Source organism: Sphingomonas kyeonggiensis, assembly GCF_014204495.1.
GTDB lineage: Bacteria > Pseudomonadota > Alphaproteobacteria > Sphingomonadales > Sphingomonadaceae > Sphingomonas > Sphingomonas kyeonggiensis_A.
Genome location: NZ_JACHLN010000004.1, coordinates 45178 through 61468, shown reverse-complemented (window position 1 = coordinate 61468; position 16291 = coordinate 45178). Strand labels below are relative to the sequence as shown.

At 68.6% G+C, this 16291-nt stretch carries 5 protein-coding genes; 2 read left to right on the top strand and 3 right to left on the bottom strand.

All coding sequences use genetic code 11. The features are described 5' to 3' along the window. Positions 1–19: 19 nt before the first annotated feature. The 3 genes from HNP52_RS23330 to HNP52_RS19265 all read right to left on the bottom strand — a co-directional run bounded on the left by HNP52_RS23330 (position 20) and on the right by HNP52_RS19265 (position 14945). Entirely contained in the window at positions 20–12916 is a 12897-nt protein-coding gene (locus HNP52_RS23330) for an autotransporter-associated beta strand repeat-containing protein (protein ID WP_184169420.1), read from the bottom strand. Positions 12917–13079: 163 nt separating this feature from the next. Beyond that, the gene (locus tag HNP52_RS23325; protein ID WP_184169418.1) at positions 13080–14018 is read right to left on the bottom strand and encodes a helix-turn-helix transcriptional regulator; all 939 of its coding nucleotides are present in this window, start codon (positions 14016–14018) and stop codon (positions 13080–13082) included. A gap of 168 nt (positions 14019–14186) precedes the next feature. Next, positions 14187–14945, bottom strand: a complete 759-nt coding sequence (locus tag HNP52_RS19265) for a kinase (protein WP_221416568.1) — start codon at positions 14943–14945, stop codon at positions 14187–14189. An 81-nt stretch (positions 14946–15026) separates the two neighbouring features. Between HNP52_RS19265 and HNP52_RS19260 the strand changes: the two genes are divergently transcribed. Both HNP52_RS19260 and HNP52_RS19255 read left to right on the top strand, forming a co-directional pair. After that, positions 15027–16034 (top strand): LacI family DNA-binding transcriptional regulator, encoded by a 1008-nt coding sequence (locus HNP52_RS19260; protein WP_184169416.1) that lies wholly within the window; start codon positions 15027–15029, stop codon positions 16032–16034. Positions 16035–16116: 82 nt separating this feature from the next. After that, positions 16117–16287: a hypothetical protein gene (locus tag HNP52_RS19255; RefSeq protein WP_184169414.1), complete on the top strand. Its 171-nt coding sequence runs from the start codon at positions 16117–16119 to the stop codon at positions 16285–16287. Positions 16288–16291: the final 4 nt, after the last annotated feature.

Below are 16291 nucleotides of genomic sequence, written 5' to 3'. Positions count from 1 at the left end.
GCGCCGCGCCGAAGCTCCCTTAGAAGCCGATCTTCACCCGCACCGACGCGCGGCCCTCACGGGTGTTCTCGCCGGCTGCACCTTCCAGCGCGACGCCCAGGCGGACATTCTTGCTGGCCCGGGCATCGATGCCGACGCCGAGCGTGCCGAGCACCGGTGCCATCCGCACGCCGCTCACACCGAAGCTGCCCGTGCCGGTCGGAGCACCCGCGAAGCGCATCGCGCCGAGGGTGTCGAGATCGCCCGAATTGTAGCGCACGCCCATGCTGACCCAGGGCATCGCCTCGCCGGCGCCGGTCTTGACCTTGGCGCCGAGGCGGAGCTCGCCCGAGGCCGTGAACAGGTCACGGCTGGCCGAGGCGACCTGGAGGCCGAGGCCGCCCGCGGCGCTCTCGTTGAAGCCGTCGCGCTTGTCATGGACCTTGCTCGCACTGCCGATCAGGGCGAGGCGCAGGCCATTGCCGAGCTCGGTGCGGACGCCGCCGGTGAGGCCGAACGAATAGCCCTTCGAGCTGATGTCGCCGGTGGCCAGGCTGGTGCCGCCGATGCGGAGCGTGCGGCGGCTGTCGAAGTCGCCCGAATACCAGCTGCCCGAGGCCGCGATGAACAGGCTGCCGGCATCATAGCTGGCATAGCCGCCCAGCTGATACTGGTTGCCGCTGACGGTCGAGCCCCGGCTGTTCATGTCGGAGTCGATCTGCGCCACGCCGCCGGCAACGCCGAAGGTGAAGCCGTCGAGCTTCGTCTCCACGCCCATGGCGACGCCCGCCGTGGTGTTCTCCACTCCGGCATGAACATTGTCGCCAAGCAGCTTCTGGTAGCCGCCATAGACCTGGCCCCAGATGCCGCCGCGGCTGGTGTCGCCAGCCGCACCGGTGCCCGGCAGGGTCGCGCCGGAGAGGGCGCTGGCGAAGCTGTTGCCCGAGGTGGCGGTGGTGCGGACATCGGCCAGGCTCGAGCTTGCGAAGCCGCCGCCGACCAGGGCATCGCTGCCGTCGCCGACGCGCTGGCGGAGCAGGTCGGTGAACAGGTTGTTCGCCGAGATCGTAGCCGTCGAGATATCCGCGATTGCCTCGCCGCTGAGGCTCTTGAACGCCGCGACCCGCTGCGTGGTGTCGAGTGCGGTGATCGTGTTGAGCGTCGCCGCCCACTCGTCCGAGGCATTGCCGGTGGTCGAGTTGCTCAGCGCATTGGCCACCGCCAGCGTGTTCGTGTCGCCCGCTGCCACGCCGTCGTTGAACTCCATGTTCTTCTGGACCTGGAGGATGACCGAGTTGGCAACCAGATCGTAGCGCAGGCGCCACTTCAGGTTCGGGTTGCTCGCCACCGTGGCGAAGGTGCTGCCATTGGCGAAGGTGCCGGTGAGGCTGTTCGCCTGGACGATCGTGTAGAGCTGGTTGAAGCGATAGTCGCTCGCCGTCGACGTCAGCGCGTTGACCGCCACCGTGCCGCCCGAGAGCGTCGCGGTGCCGTTCACCTTGATGCTGTCCGAGGCGAAGTTGAAGCTCGTCCCGCCGAAGTCGAAGAGCAGGCTGCCGCCGCTGGCGACGAGGCTGCCGACGGTGAAGCTGCCGATCGGGTTGACCATGCCCAGCGCGCCGTTGAGGCCGCCCGGCGAGAAGGTGCCCGAGGCGATCGTCAGCGCGCCGGCCACGGTGCCCGAGCCGATCAGCGTGCCGCCCTGGACGCGGATGCCGCCCTGGGTGGAGCCCGAGAAGGCGAGGGTGCCGGCCGTCACGTCGAAGCGACCGGTGGTGGCGAAGGTGCCCGCCAGATTGAGGCGGCCAAGGCCCTGCTTGTCGATCGAGCCGGTGCCGGTGATCGCGCCGCCGAAGCTCTGCTCGGAGGTGTTCGACAGGACCAGCTTGCCGGCGCCGAGCGCCAGCGTGCCGGTGCCGGCCAGGCCGCCGACGGTCTCGGTATAGCCCGCCAGGTCGAACACTGCACCCGAAGAGACGCCGAGGGTGGCATTGTTGGCGACACGTTCGCTTGCGCCGAGGCGCAGGGTGCCGCCCTGGACGACGACCGTGCCTGCGCCGACCGTTCCGTTCAGCGTCGAAATACCGGCAAGGTTGTAGACGTTTCCGGCGCCGATGTTCGCATTCACCGTGGCGGCGCTGAGCTGATAGTCGGTCGCGGTGAGGGTGCCGGTGCCGGCCAGGGTTCCGCCAAGTGCCAGCAATGCAACCGTTTCATTGTTTGCACCGAGGTCGAAAACGGCGTTGGAGAACACCGCGAGCGTTGCCGTATCAACGATACGGTTGGCTGCGCCGAGGCGCAGCGTGCCGGCCTGGACCGTGACGTTGCTCGCCGTGGTGCCGTTCAGCACCGAGGTGCCGCCGAGGTTGAACAGGGCGCCCGCGCCAAGGTTCGCGTTCACAACGGCGTTGTTGTCCAGCTGGTACTGGGCCGCGGTGAGGGTGCCGGTGCCGGCCAGCGTGCCGTTCAGCGCCAGCGTGCCGATGGTGTCGTTGAAGGTGCCGATGTTGAACGTGGCGCCCGACGCGACCGCGACTGTGCTGGTGTTGCCGATGCGGTTCGCCGCGCCGAGGCTGAGCGTGCCGGCCTGGACCAGCGCATCACCGGCGAGCGTGCCGTTCAGCGTCGAGGTGTCGGCCAGGTTGACCAGCGTGCCGGTGCCGAGGTTGGCGTTCACCGTTGCGGCGCTGAGCTTGTACTGGGTCGCGGTGAGCGTGCCGGTGCCGTTCAGCGTGCCGGCCAGCTCCAGCGTGCCGATCGTATCGTTGAAGCCGCCGATGTTGAGCGCGGCGAGCGAAGCGACCGAAACCGTGCTGGTGTTGGCGATGCGATCCGAGGCGCCGAGGCTGAGCGTGCCGGCCTGGACGACGGCGTTGCCGGCCAGCGTGCCGTTCAGCGTCGAGGCATCGGCCAGGTTGACCAGCGTGCCGGCGCCGAGATTGGCGTTCACGGTCGCACCGGTCAGCTTGTACTGGCTGGCGGTGAGGGTGCCGTTGCCGTTCAGCGTGCCGGCCAGCTCCAGCGTGGCGATCGTATCGTTGAAGCCGCCGATGTTGAGCGCGGCGCCCGAAGCGACCGAGACCGTGCTGGTGTTGGCGATGCGATCCGAGGCGCCGAGGCTGAGCGTGCCCGCCTTGACCACGGCGTCGCCGGCCAGCGTGCCGTTGAGCGTCGAGGCGTCGGCCAGGTTGACCAGCGTGCCGGCGCCGAGATTGGCGTTCACCGTCGCGCCGGTCAGCTGATACTGGCTGGCGGTGAGGGTGCCGGTGCCGGCCAGCGTGCCGGCGATGCCGGCGAGCGCGACGGTCTCGTTATAGCCCTGCAGGTCGAAGGTCGCACCCTGGGCCACGCCGAGCTCGGCGGTGTCGGCGATGCGGTCGGCGGCGCCGAGGCGCAGCGTGCCCGCGGTGACCGAGACATTGCCGCCGCTGGTGGTGCCGTTCAGCAGCGAGACGCCGCCGGTGTTGCTCACCGCGCCCGACAGGTTGCCGTTCACGGTCGCGCCGTTGAGCGCGATCGTGGCGGCGGTGAGCGTGCCGGTGCCGTTCAGCGTGCCGTACAGCGTCGCCTGCGACACGGTCATGCCGACCGCGGACAGGTCGAGCGTGCCGGCGGCGCTGACCAGCAGGGTCGAGGCCGGATCGAAGCTCGCGCCGGTAACCAGAGTGAGGCTGCCCGAGCCGACCTGGGTGAGACCGGTATAGCTGGCGGTGCCGCCGAAGGTCAGGTTCGCGCCGTCGATCAGCAGGTTGCCGGTGCCGGTGAGGGTGCCGCCGAAGCTGCTGGTGCCGGCGAGCAGGCCAAGCGTGTGGTTGCCGAGCGAGACGGTGCCGGTGCCCGAGAGCGTGCCGATGCCTTCGTCGGCGGTCAGCTGGAGCGTGGTGCCGGTCGCCAGGTTGACCAGGGCGGCATTGTCGATCGCGCCGCCGGTGGCCAGCGTGCCGCCGGTGACGGTCCAGCTGGCGACGTCGTTGGTGCCGCCCAGCGTCCAGGTGCCGGTGCCCGACTTGGTGGCGCTTTCGAAGCCGGTGGCGGCGCCGAGCGTCGCCGAGCCGGTGCCGACCAGGGCCAGCGTGTCGTTGCCCGCGCCGCCGCTGAGCGTGCCGGTGACGGTCGCGCCGGTGTCGATCGTGAGGGCATCGACGCCGTCGCCGCCGACATAGTTGCCGGTCAGCGTGCCGTTGATGTTGACGATGCGATCGCCGGTGCCGATCGAACCGATCGTGCCGATCGTGGTCGAGCCGGCATTGAGATTGACGGTGATCGCCGCGGCGCCGTCCAGATAGAGCGCGCCGAGGCCGCCCTCGATCTTGCCACCCGACTGGTTGGTGATCGTGGCCGCGCCGGTGGCGGCGATGCCATAGCCGCCGGTGCCGCCGGTGATCGTGCCGGCATTGTCGAGCGTGAAGCTGGCGGTGTTGATGTTGAGGCCGGTGCTCGCGGTGCTGGTGATGCTGCCGCCGGCCGCATTGGTGATGCTGCCGGTCGCGCCTTCCATGTAGACGGTGGCGATGCCGCCCGAGGCGGTAATGGTGCCGGCATTATTGAGCGTGCCGCCCAGCGAGAACAGCACAGCGTTGTTCGATGTGCCGTCGATCGTGCCGCCGGCGAGGTTGGTCACGCTGGTGCCCGCGGCCATCACGTCGATCGCGCGGACGCCGGTGATCGTGCCCGAATTGGTCACGCTGCTGCCGGTGCCGGCAAGAGCGACGCTGACCCCGGCACCGCTGTTGACCGAGCCGGTGAAGGCGATCGCAGAGCCGTCGACCACCGTGAAGCTGCCGACATAGTTGGTGTTGCCCGAGAAGGTGAGCGTGTTGCCCGCCGCCAGGCCCTTCACGAAGACGCCGCCGTCGCTGCCCGAGATGTTGGACGCGAAGGTGCCGCTGTTCGCCTGCTGGAAGTAGAGCGAGCCGCCCGACATGGTGACGCTGCTGCCCGAGATGCTGTCGGTGGTGCCGATCAGCGTGCCGCCGCTGACGGTGGTGGTGCCGGTCCAGTTGTTGGTGCCGGCGAGCGTCAGCTCTCCGGTGCCGGTCTTCACGAAGTTACCGGTGCCGGTGATGTCCTGCCAGACCGTGCCATTGGTCGACTGGTTGTAGGTGAGCAGGCCGTTGTTGACGATATCGCCGCCCGAGATCGTGTCGGACGTGCCGGTGAGCGATGCGCCCGCCGAGATGGTGGTGGTGCCGGTCCAGTCGTTCGCGGCGTTGGTGAGGATGAAGCCCGAGCCCATGCTGCCCTGGAAGACCAGGTTCTGGCCAGCCAGGCTCTCGGTGATCGCGCCGGTCAGCGTCGCGGTGACGCCGGAGTCCGCGCGCAGCACGGCGGGGTCGTTGACCGTGTCCACCGCCGCCAGGTCGATATTGTTGGCATAGGTGCCGGTCATGCCGAACACCGCGGTCGGATCGACCATGTGGATCGTGCCGGTGCCGAAGGCGCCTGCGGTGGCGGCGCGGATCGTGCCGCCATTGACCCAGATGTCGCCGGTCAGGTCGCTGGTGCCGTCGAAGGTGATCGTGCCCGAGGGCATGCCGCGGATGCCGGCGCTGATCGACTGGCCCGGATTGGCGCTCGGGCCGGTCAGGGTCATGTCGCCCGAGACGAGGCCGAGATTCTCGAAGCCGATGAAGTTGGCCAGGCTGACCGAGACGCTCTCCCCGGCGTCGCTGAAGTCGGCGTAGAGCCAGTCATTGCCCGCGCCGCCATCGACCATGCCACTGATGGTGCCGCCGAAATAGGTGAAGCTGTCGTCGCCGTCGCCGAGGTTGACGTTGGTGATCCTGCCGCCGCTGCGGAAGATGACATTATCGACGCCCGCGCCCGACGAGGCGTCATAGTCGCCATAGACCACGCCCGACAGGTCGATCTTGCGGGTGCCGTTGCCGGTCGAGACGATGCTGCCGTACATGTACGAGCCGTTCTCGTTGGTCATCTCGACCGTGCCGTCGCCCGAAAGCAGGGCCGCGCCGGTGCCGCCGACGAGCGCGCCGCCATTACGGTTGGTGATCGTCGAGGTCACGCCGCCGGCGGTGTCGATCGAGATACCGTAGCCGCTATTGCCCTGGAGCGTGCCCGAGTTCTCGATCGTGGCTACGCCGCCCGAGATGGTCACGCCATTGGCGCCGCCGACGATGATGCCGGTGGTGTTGTCGTTGACATAGCCACCGACGTTGGTGACCGAGCCGCCCGCGGTGAAGCGGACGCCGTCGCCGGTGCTGAGGTTGGCATTGGTCTGCCAATATGCGGTGGCGTTGTCGCTGGCGGTGCCCGCGACGATGACGCCCGTGTTGGTCAGCGTCTGATAGTCGTCGCTGCCCATCACGCCATTGGCCTGGCCGGCGATGACGCCCGCGTTGGTAAGCGTGGTGCCCGCGGCCTGCAGCGTGACGCCGTTGCCCGCCGCTATGATCCGGCCGCCGGCCTGGTTGTCGACGGTGCCGCCATTGGTGATCACGCCGTCAAAGCCGCTGCCGGTCGACTTGATGAGGCCGGCATTGGTTACGCTGCCGCCGGTGTACGAGGCGACGGCATAGGCGTCATGGGCGATCAGCTGGCCGCTGGCGTTGACGGCCAGGCTTGCGTCGGCGTTGACGAGCGTCACGCCGGTGCCGGTCATCTCGAGCTTCGCGGTGCCGCCGAGCACGAGATTGCTGCCGCTCACGCTCCAGCCGCCTTCGGTCGGTGCCTGGGTGCCGGTCAGCGTGAGCGTGTCGCCGCCGTTCAGGCTGTGCTGTTCGAAGCCGGTGAGGGTGGAGAGGTCGAGCGTTGCCGGGGCGGAGACGGTTGCGGCGAACCGGTCGTTGCCGTTCCCGCCATTGATGCTGGTGAAGCTGCCGCCATACCAGTTGAGCGTGTCGTCGCCGTCGCCGAGCGCAATCGCGCCGTTGGTGGTCGAGCCAGCGTAGAGGCTGACCGTGTCGGCGTTGTTGCCGGTCAGGTAGATCGCATAGGTGCCGCCGGTGATCGTGCCGGCGTTGGCGATGTTCGCCGCGGTGGTGCCGCCCGAGGCGACGCCGTAATTGCCGCCGGTGACGGTGCCGGTGACGTTGTTGCTGAAATAGCCGCCGTTGAAGACGACGCCGTTGCCGGTGGCGTTCACCGTGAACGTGCCGGTGGTGCCGCCCGAGAGCGTGCCCGAGCCGATGAAGCCGCTATTGTTGATGTTTGCAGTGGTGGCGACCGAGATGCCCCAGCCCTGGCCGACGATCACGCCGTCCGCCTGGTTGGTGATGATGGCGCTGCCGGCCGAGAAGTAGATGCCGCGGCTGCCGCTGTCGAGGCCGACGATGGTGCCGCCATTGTCGATGCCTACGCCGGAGGCAGCGCCGACCAGGACGCCGCCAGTGCCGCCGCTGAGCAGACCGTTGGTCTGGTTGTTGAGGCTGCCGGTCGAGGTGCTGGTGAAGCGGACGCCATAGCCCTGGGTGGCGTTGCTGCCGCCGGTGAGCGTGCCGGAGTTGAAGAGCTGGTTGCTGGTGCCCGCGACGTTCAGGCCGGCATTGGTCGACGCGATGATCGTGCCGCCGCTGTTGTTGAAGTTCAGCGTGCCGGTAGCGCTGACGCCGGTCGCGCCGGTGATCGTGCCGGTATACTGGTTGATCACCGTGCCCGAGGTGAGCGACACGCCGATGCCGGTGCTCGCGGTGTAGGTGTTGGCCAGGGAGTCATAGGTTGCGGCGGCGATCAGGCCGCTGTTGTTCACCGTGCCGCCTGCGGCCAGCTTCACGCCCACGCCGCCGCCGAAGATACGGCCACCGGCATTGTTGGTGACGGTGCCGGCGCCTTCGATGCCGTTGACGCTGTAGCCGGAGATCGTGCCCGTGTTGGTCACCGAGCCGCCGCTGGCGAGATAGACGCCGTCCCAGCTGCCGGTGATCAGGCCGGTGGCATTGTTGGTCACCGTGCCGAGGCCGCTAGCGATATAGATGCCATTGGCGCGTGCGGTCGAGGTCGAGCCGAGCGACGCGCCGAGGATCTGGCCGGAATTGTTGACGGTGGTCGCCGCGAACGAGGAGATCGCGTTGGTGTCGGTGCCGCTGCCGTTCAGGAACGAGCCCTGGATCACGCCGCCGGCCTGGTTGGTGATCGTGCCGCCCATGGCCTGGATGCCGGTACCGCCGCCGGCGGTGAGCGTGCCGGTGGTGCCGCCCGAGAGCGTGCCGGTGGCGATCGTGCCGCGGTTGGTGATCGCGACCGAGCCGCCGGTCGCGATGCCGTTCGAGCGGCCGACGATCAGGCCGGCATTGTCCAGGCCGAGCGTGCCCACGCCGCCCATGCCGATGCCGTTGCCGCCGCCGGCATTGCCCTGGCCGACGATGCGGCCGGTGGCATAGTTGTTGATCGAGAGGTTGCCCGATCCGCCCTGGTTCTCGATCGCGTTGTAGAGATTGCCGGCGATCAGGCCGTAATTGTTCACGTTCAGCGCGCCGGTGGCGACGATGCCGCCCGAGCCGACATGGTTGATGCCGGCATTCTGGCCGCTGATCGACGCGGTCGAGTTGCTCGCCGAGCCGTTGTTGATCGTGCTGGTGCCGGTGGTGGCGACGACGGCGATCGCGGCGCCATAGCCGTTGTCGCCGCCGGTGCCGGTGTTGGTGATCGCGCCGAAATTGTCGACGCCGTCATTGGTGCCGCCGAGGCGCACGCCGACATACTGGCCGCCCGCGACCGAGCCGGAGAGGCCGACGCGCAGGACGTTGCCCACGCCCGCCAGCGTCACGGCGGAGACAGCCGCGCCGCTGCGCGCGCCGGTCAGCGTGACCTGGCCGCCCGTGGCCGAATCCACGGTGAGGTTGCCGGTGGTGGTGATCGCGCCGCTCAGCGAGACGGTGCCGAGCGCCTGGACGTTGCCCGCGCCGCTGATCGCGCTGGTGAAGTCGTAGTTGTCGGTGCGGTTGAACACCAGGGTGCCGCCCGCATCGACGGTGATCGCGCCGGCGATGCGGCCGCTGGCGGCGCCATCGCCGATCTGGAGGGTGCCGCCGGCGACCGTGGTGCCGCCGGTATAGGTGTTGAATCCGGTCAGCGTGACCTGGCCGCTCTCAACGCGCAGCGCGCCGTTGCCCGAGATCACCTTGCTGCTCGAGCTGGCGCCCGACTGGGCATAGGTGAGCGTGCCGTTGTTGGTGATGTTGCTGCCCGAGATCGCGCTGGTCGAGCCGCGCACGGTCACGCCCGAGTTGATCGTCGTGATGCCGGTCCAGCTGTTGCCGGTGCCGGTGAGGTTGAACAGGCTGCCGCCGATGCCGGCGAAGGTCACTGCCTGCGAGGTGCCGATCGCCTGGCCGGCGGCGTTGGTGCCGCTGCCCGAGGTGATGCTGCCGCTCAGGATGGCGTTGCCGCCGAACAGGTTCTCGAACACGGCCGGCTGGCCGTTCAGCACCGCCGGTACGTCGAGCACGAAGTTGTTCGCATAGACGCCCGAGGCGCCGAACTGGACGTTCGACGTGAGCAGGTGGACGACCGCGCTGCCGAACGCGCCGGAGCCGTCGGCGAGGACGATTCCGCCGTTCGCATTGATCGTGCCGATGCCGCTGGTGCCTTGGAACAGCAGGGTGCCGCCATTGGAATTGACGGTGATCCCGGGCACGGCCGCCGCACCGGAGAGCACCCAGGTGCCGCTGTCGAGCTTGGTGATCGTCTCGGCGCCGGTCGAGGTGGCGAGCGAGAAGCTGCCCTGCGACGCGCCGGTGCCGGTGCCGCGCAGCTGCAGCGTGTCGCTGCCGCCGCCAAGATCGACCGTGCCGAAGGTCGCCGCCGCCAGCGCGCCGCTGTTCTGCAGCGTCACGGTGCCGGCCGAGCCGGTCACCGCGTTGGTATAGCCCTGCGTGACCGCGCTCGCGTTGGTCTGGCCGGTGTAGATCGCCAGCGTATCGTTCCCGCTGCCGCCGGTGATCCGGCCGCTGGCCGAGCCGGCGAACAGATTGATCGTGCCGCCGGTGCTGCCGGTCAGCACGGTGCCGCCGGTGCCGCTGCCCGCCTGGCCGTAATTGTTGAAGGTCGTGCCGCCGTTCAGGAACACCGCATAGCCATTGGTCGCGTCGCTGCCGCCGCCGAGCGAGGCGCCCACCGCATTGGTGACGGTGCCGCCGCCGGTGGCGCTGATCGCGAAGTTCGTCCCTTCGCTGATCGTGCCGGCATTGAGGATGCTCGCGACACCGCCGACATCGACGGCATTGAGGGCCAGCGTGCCGGTGCCGACGCCGTTGACCATGCCGATGTTGACGAGTGTCAGCGCGCCGGTGGCAGCGATGCCGCCCGATGCGCCCCGGATCGAGCCCATATTGGTGATGTTGGCGGTGCCGGTGCGGATCGCCGTGGTGGTGCCGCCCTGGACATAGTTGTTCGAGCCGTCGAGCGTGCCGGTGCCGATCGTGCCCGAATTGCTGAGGCTGAGCAGGCCGCTGCCGGCATTATAGATGCCGGCGGTGCCCGCGCCGACGATCTGGCCGGCATTGGTGACCTGCACCGCGCCGCTGTTGATCAGCAGGCCCGAGCCTTCGCCGGTCGCGCCATAGATGCGGCCGGTGGCGTTGTTCTGCACGACGCTGGTGCCGCTGATCTCGACGCCGGCGAAGCGGTCGCCCTGGATCAGGCCGTCATTGACGATATAGGCGCCGTTGTTGGCGCGGGCGCCGTCCCAGCGGCCATAGAGGCTCGCGCCGGTGTGGTTGCCGAGCGAGAGCTGGTTGGTGCTGGCAAGGACGCCGTTGCCCTGCGTCGTGATCGAGCCGCCGGCGGCATAGGTGATCGTGCCATAGTTATCGACCGTGCCGCTGCCGATCGCGATAGCCGAGGAGGCGCCGGTGCCCGAGGTGATCGTGCCGCTGTTCTGGATGTTGTTGCCGGTGCCGCTCGAATAGATGACGTCGCCGGTCGCGCTCAGCTGCGCGCCCGACTGGACGAACATCAGGTCGGGGGTGGTCAGCGTGACGCCGACGCCCGCGATGTTGGTCAGCGAACCGTTGAGGATTAAGGTCGTCGCGTTGCCGCCCGCCACGGTCCAGCCCGCGCCGCCGTTGCGGCTGCCGGTCAGGGTCAGGTTGCCGCTGAGCAGGCTGTAGGCGTCGAAATTGGTGATGTTGGCGAAGTCGGTGGTGAGATCGAGCGTCTTGTTGGTCGACGAGCCCACATCCACCACGAAGGTGTCCGTGCCGGTGCCGCCGTCGATCGTGCCGCTAAAGGCGCCGCCGGCCCAGGTGAAGGTGTCGTTGCCCGAGCCGAATTCCGCGCTCTGCATCGATCCGTTCGCGCCTAGCCGGAAGTTCTGGGCGCCGGTGGAGCCGCTGCCGTCATAGTCGCCGACAAGCGCGCCGGCGAGGTTGACGGTGGTCGCGCCGCTGCCGAAGACGCCGATCAGGCCGGTCGTCTGCGAGGTGGCGTTGAGGTTGAGCGTCGAGGCGGTGGTCGCGTCGATCCTGATCGCGCCAGCGCCGCCGCCGGTGATCTGGCCGTCGCTGTTGACCGTCTGGCCCGGCGAGAAGGCGCTGCTGTCGAAGCGGATCGCCCAGCCATTGGCGGCCGAGCCACCGGTGATGTGGCCGCTGGCGTTGTTGGTGATCGTGCCGCCGCGGCCCGAGATGATCGCCGAATTGTTCGTCGCGGTGAGCGTGCCGGAATTGGTGATGTTGGTCGTCGCCGCGCCCCAGACCACGACGCTGCCGGCGGTCATCGTGCCGTTGTTGGTCACGGTGACCGTCGAGGGCCCCTGCGAATTGCGCACGCCAACGCCGCCGGCGGCGGTCGCGCTGATCGTGCCGTTGTTGACGATGGTGACATCATGGCCGGCGCCGATCGCGCTGCTGCCCTGGCTCGATACGGTGACGCCGGGTGCCACGTTCACCACCAGGTCGGTGTTGGTCCAGCCCGATCCGATCGCGTAGCTGCCATTGCCCGCCAGGATGTCGGCGTTGGCGTAGACAGTGTTGAGCCCACCGATCGCGCCGGCGGTGTTGAACAGGACGCCCGCGCTCGGGCGGGTCGAATTGCCGATCGCGGCGCCGACCGTCACCGTGTTCGTCTGCCCGGACTGCGCCGACTTCATCTGGATGCCGACGCTGCCGCCGTCGATCGTGCCGCCAGCCGTGGTCGTGACGCTGTTGGTCGTGTTGCTCGACGTGACGTTGATGCCGATGCCGGTGCCGCTGGTGGTGATCGCGGAGCCGGAGGTGACGTTAACGGCGGCGATGGCGTTGCTGGCCGAAGCGGCGATGCCGGTGCCGTTGGCAAGCGTGGTGATCGTGCCGCCCGTGGTGGTGACATTGGCGCCCGTGGCGGACAGCGCGTTGATGCCGGTGGCGAAGCCCGAGATCGTCGGAGCCTTGAGCGACAGGTCCACCGTCGCGGTGGTGGATGTCGCATAGATGCCGGTGTCGCCGCTGATGCCGGTGACGTTGCGCAGGCTGCTGACCGTGCCGAAATCGACGACGTTGATGAAGCCGGTGGCGACCAGATAGGCGCCGAAGGTCGCGGTCAGGTCGGTGGTCGAGCTGTTGTCGGTCTGGCCGAGCGCCCAGGTCAGGTTGCCGCCGCCGGCCTGCATGAACAGCGCCGCGCCGTTCTGGTCGCTGCGCAGCGAGTTGGCGCCCGTGGTGTAGAGGACCGCGCTCCGGCCGCTGGCGGCATTCTGCCGGTAGGCGCTGCCATTGGGGTTGCCGGTGGTGTTGTCGATCGTGACACCGGCCATGGCGATGCCGGTGTTCTGGGTGTTGTCCACCATCACGCCGCCATTGGTCGCGGTATCGTCGGTATAGGTGCCCGAGCCCGAGATCGTGCCGCCGCCGGCGGGGCTGGTCGACTGGGCCAGCGCCGGCGTGGCCAGCGTGATGCCGATCAGCGCGGTCGAGCCGAGCAGCGCCTTGCGCAGCAGTGCCTCACGACCCACGCGCACAGAAACCGCCTTGGACGCACGCGCGCCATTGCCACGATCGATCATTCGAAAAAGCCCCCGAAATCAAATGACCGTGCGCCTCGACTCAACGCAACGCACGGCAGACATAGGGAAATCCCTTAGTCCCAGATGGGGGTTTTGCTGTTGAACAGCCGTCTCACCGATTTGGACCATTGTCGCACGGGAGGACGACTCCCGCTTTGGGACATCAACGGGTTAGCGCGGCCCTTGCCCGGCAATCGCTGGGCGTTTCGCCGAAGCGCGCCTTGAACAGCCGGCTCAGATGCGCGGCGTCGCTGAAGCCGAGCCGCTCGGCGAGATCACCGATCCGCTCGGGGTTCTCGGGGTTGAGCAGCGCCTGGCGCGCGGCCTCCAGCCGCATGTCGCGGATATAGGCCTGCACGCCACCGCCGGCTTCGAACAGGCGGTGCAGGGTGCTGCGCGACACGCCCAGCTTGCGGCAGAGATTGTTGACGGTGAGGCTGGGCGAGCCGAGATGCGCCTGGACCTCGCTCCGGGCGCGCAGCAGCAGCGTCGCGGGATCCTCGCGGAAGCCCGGCGCCTCGGTACGGCTGGCTCCCTTCAGTGCCAGCACCAGCACGTCGAGCATCGACTTGCCCAGCCTGGGCGCGTCTTCCTCGCTGAAGCGGGGAAGGGCTTCGCGTATCTGCATCGCGTGCGAGGTGAACATCGCGATCTCGGCGGGATTGAGCACCGTGCCGTGCAGGCCGGCGACATCGAGCCCCGCCTCGATCGCCAGATGGCGCGGCACGCTGAGCGAGATGCTGCGCCCGCCGGCGGAATCATGGATCGAGGTCTGCTGGCGATCGACGATGACCGCCGAGCCGGGCATCTGCACCCAGTCCTGTGCCTGCTTGCCGACCACGCCCGCCGCCTTGCCGTCGAGGTTGACGGTCAGCGCCATCGAGTCGTTGCCCATGTCGACCAGCCGCTTGTCGCGGCGCCAGCGCTGGGCGGAGATATCGGTGAACACCAGCGCGATCTCGCCGAGCTGCGCGATGCTGCTGGAGATGCGGAACTGCTCGAGCGGCTCGGTATGATAGAGCGGCGTCATGCCCGGCCAATGGCTCAGCCACACCTCGTGGCGATCCTTGGCGTCGATCTGGGCGGTCGTGTATCGGTGCACGCGAACAGGTTGCGACGCCAAATTACACCCCCCAGTTTCTTTGTTTCCGTGGTTTCTATTCGATTCCGGACGGTTAGCGCCGCTTCCAATATAGACGGAAACATTCACGCGCACGCAGATTCTGAGGAAAGAGTCCCGATATTACGCAAATTTCATGTTGGGATTGATCTAGGTTATGAAATCGGGCCTGCGGTCGGCGTCGAGCCGTAGCGTAAGGTCCGCCCATGCGCTGCCGTGGCGCAGCATGTGGCGGGTCAGCCGCTCATAATATTGGACGAAGCGGCGGACTTCGGCGTCGGTCATCGGGCCGCCGGCCTTGCGCTCCTGCTCGATCCGCCAGTCGGCGACGATGTCGAAATCCGGCGCCTGCAGGAACACCAGCTGGTCGATCCGCGCCCATAGCGCCTGATAGGGGCCGGCGAGCCGGGCGTTGACCCAGCGGCGCCAGCGTCCGTCGGTGTCTTGGGTGCGCTCGAGATCGTTGACCGGCTCTTCAAGTTCCGCCTCGCCCTGCGGGCGGGCGCCGAGGCACCAGCCTTCGAGGATCAGCATCCCGGCCGGGCCGGGGATCTGCTCCGGCGCACCGGGCTCGTCGCGGGCCTTGTCGAAGCGGGGAAGCAGGGCGGGGCCGTGCGCCAGCGCCTCGATCGCGGCCAGGCCGGCGGCGACGTCGTGCGTGCCGGGCACGCCGCGGGTGCGCAGCAGCGGGTGGATCGTCTCGGCGAGGCGCCGGCGCGCGGCGCCGTCCAGATAGAGGTCGTCGAGCGACAGCACCGGGCAGGCGAAGCGCTGGGCCAGCGCGCGGGCGATCGTGCTCTTGCCGCTGCCCTGCGCGCCGGCGATGCCCAGCACGAAGGGGCGGCGCGTGCCGGAGCGGAGCCGTTCGGCGATCCACTCGGCGGCGGGAAGGGGCGGGGGCGCGGCCATCGGCTGCATCTGTGCTTGCGCTCTGCCAGCGCTGTCAAATAAGGCTGGTGCGGGCCGGGGCCCTTCCCGGCGGGGAAAACGATGTCCAGTCGTCCGACGATTAAGGAAGTCTCGAAGATCGCAGGCGTGTCGTTCAAGACCGTCAGCCGGGTGCTCAACAACGAGAAGCATGTCAGCGAAGAGACGCGCCGCCGCGTCGAGGAAGTCGTGGCACGGCTGAACTTCCGGCCAAGCCATGCGGCGCGCACGCTGGCCGGACGCAAGTCGTTCCAGGTCGGGCTGCTCTACGACAACCCCAGCCCCTATTACATCTATCACGTCCAGACCGGCGCGCAGCAGCGCTGCACCGAGCTGGGCTACCGGCTGCTGCTCCAGCCGATCGACAGCCAGTCGCCGGACCTGGTCTCCAACGTGCTGGCGCTGATCGACGAGACCCATCTCGACGGGCTGATCCTCTCGCCGCCGGTGACCGAGGCGACGGCGCTGCTCGACGAGCTCGACCGGCGCGGGCTGCCCTATGCGCGGATCGCGCCGGGCATCCGCCAGGACGCGGGCATGTCGACCGCGATGGACGACGTCGCCGCGGCGCGCGAGATGACCGCGCACCTGATCGGCCTCGGCCATCGCCGCATCGCGATGATCCGCGGCCTCGAGAGCCACGCTTCGTCGGCGGATCGCCTGGCGGGGTACAAGGCCGAGCTCGAGGCGCATGGCATCGCCTTCGATCCGGCGCTGGTGGTGGCGGCGGAGAACGACTTCGCCTCGGGCGCGGCTGCCGCGCGCGAGCTGCTGGCGCTCAAGGACCGGCCGACCGCGATCTTCGCCGGCAATGACGACATGGCGGCGGGCGCGCTCGCGGTGGCGCATGAGAGCGACATCGACGTGCCGGGCCAGCTGTCGATCGCCGGCTTCGACGATTCGGACCTGGCGCGCGCGGTGTGGCCGCCGCTCACCACGATCCGCCAGCCGGTGCACGAGCTCGCCGCCGCCGCCGCCGAGCTGATCCTTTCCGGGACGGCGCCGCAGCCGCGGGTGACGCTGGAGCACAAGCTGATGATACGGGCGAGCACGGGGCCGGTGTCCCGGTAACCAATTGCTGTCCCGCAGCCGGACAGGGGTTAACCAAACACGGCGCTGGCGGCAAAAGTTAAGAAGTCGTTAACTGCTGGCCATGCAACGCCAGCTCGTCCTTGAGGGCTATGCCCCCCGCCGCCATCCGTTCCGCCGCTATGTCCGCCGCGCGGTGGCCCAGCAACGCCAGCTGCGCGACGACAGCGACGTGAAGCTGTTCGCGTTGAGCTTCACCGCGTTCTTCGTCTGCTTCTTCACCTTTATTGCCTGACGGC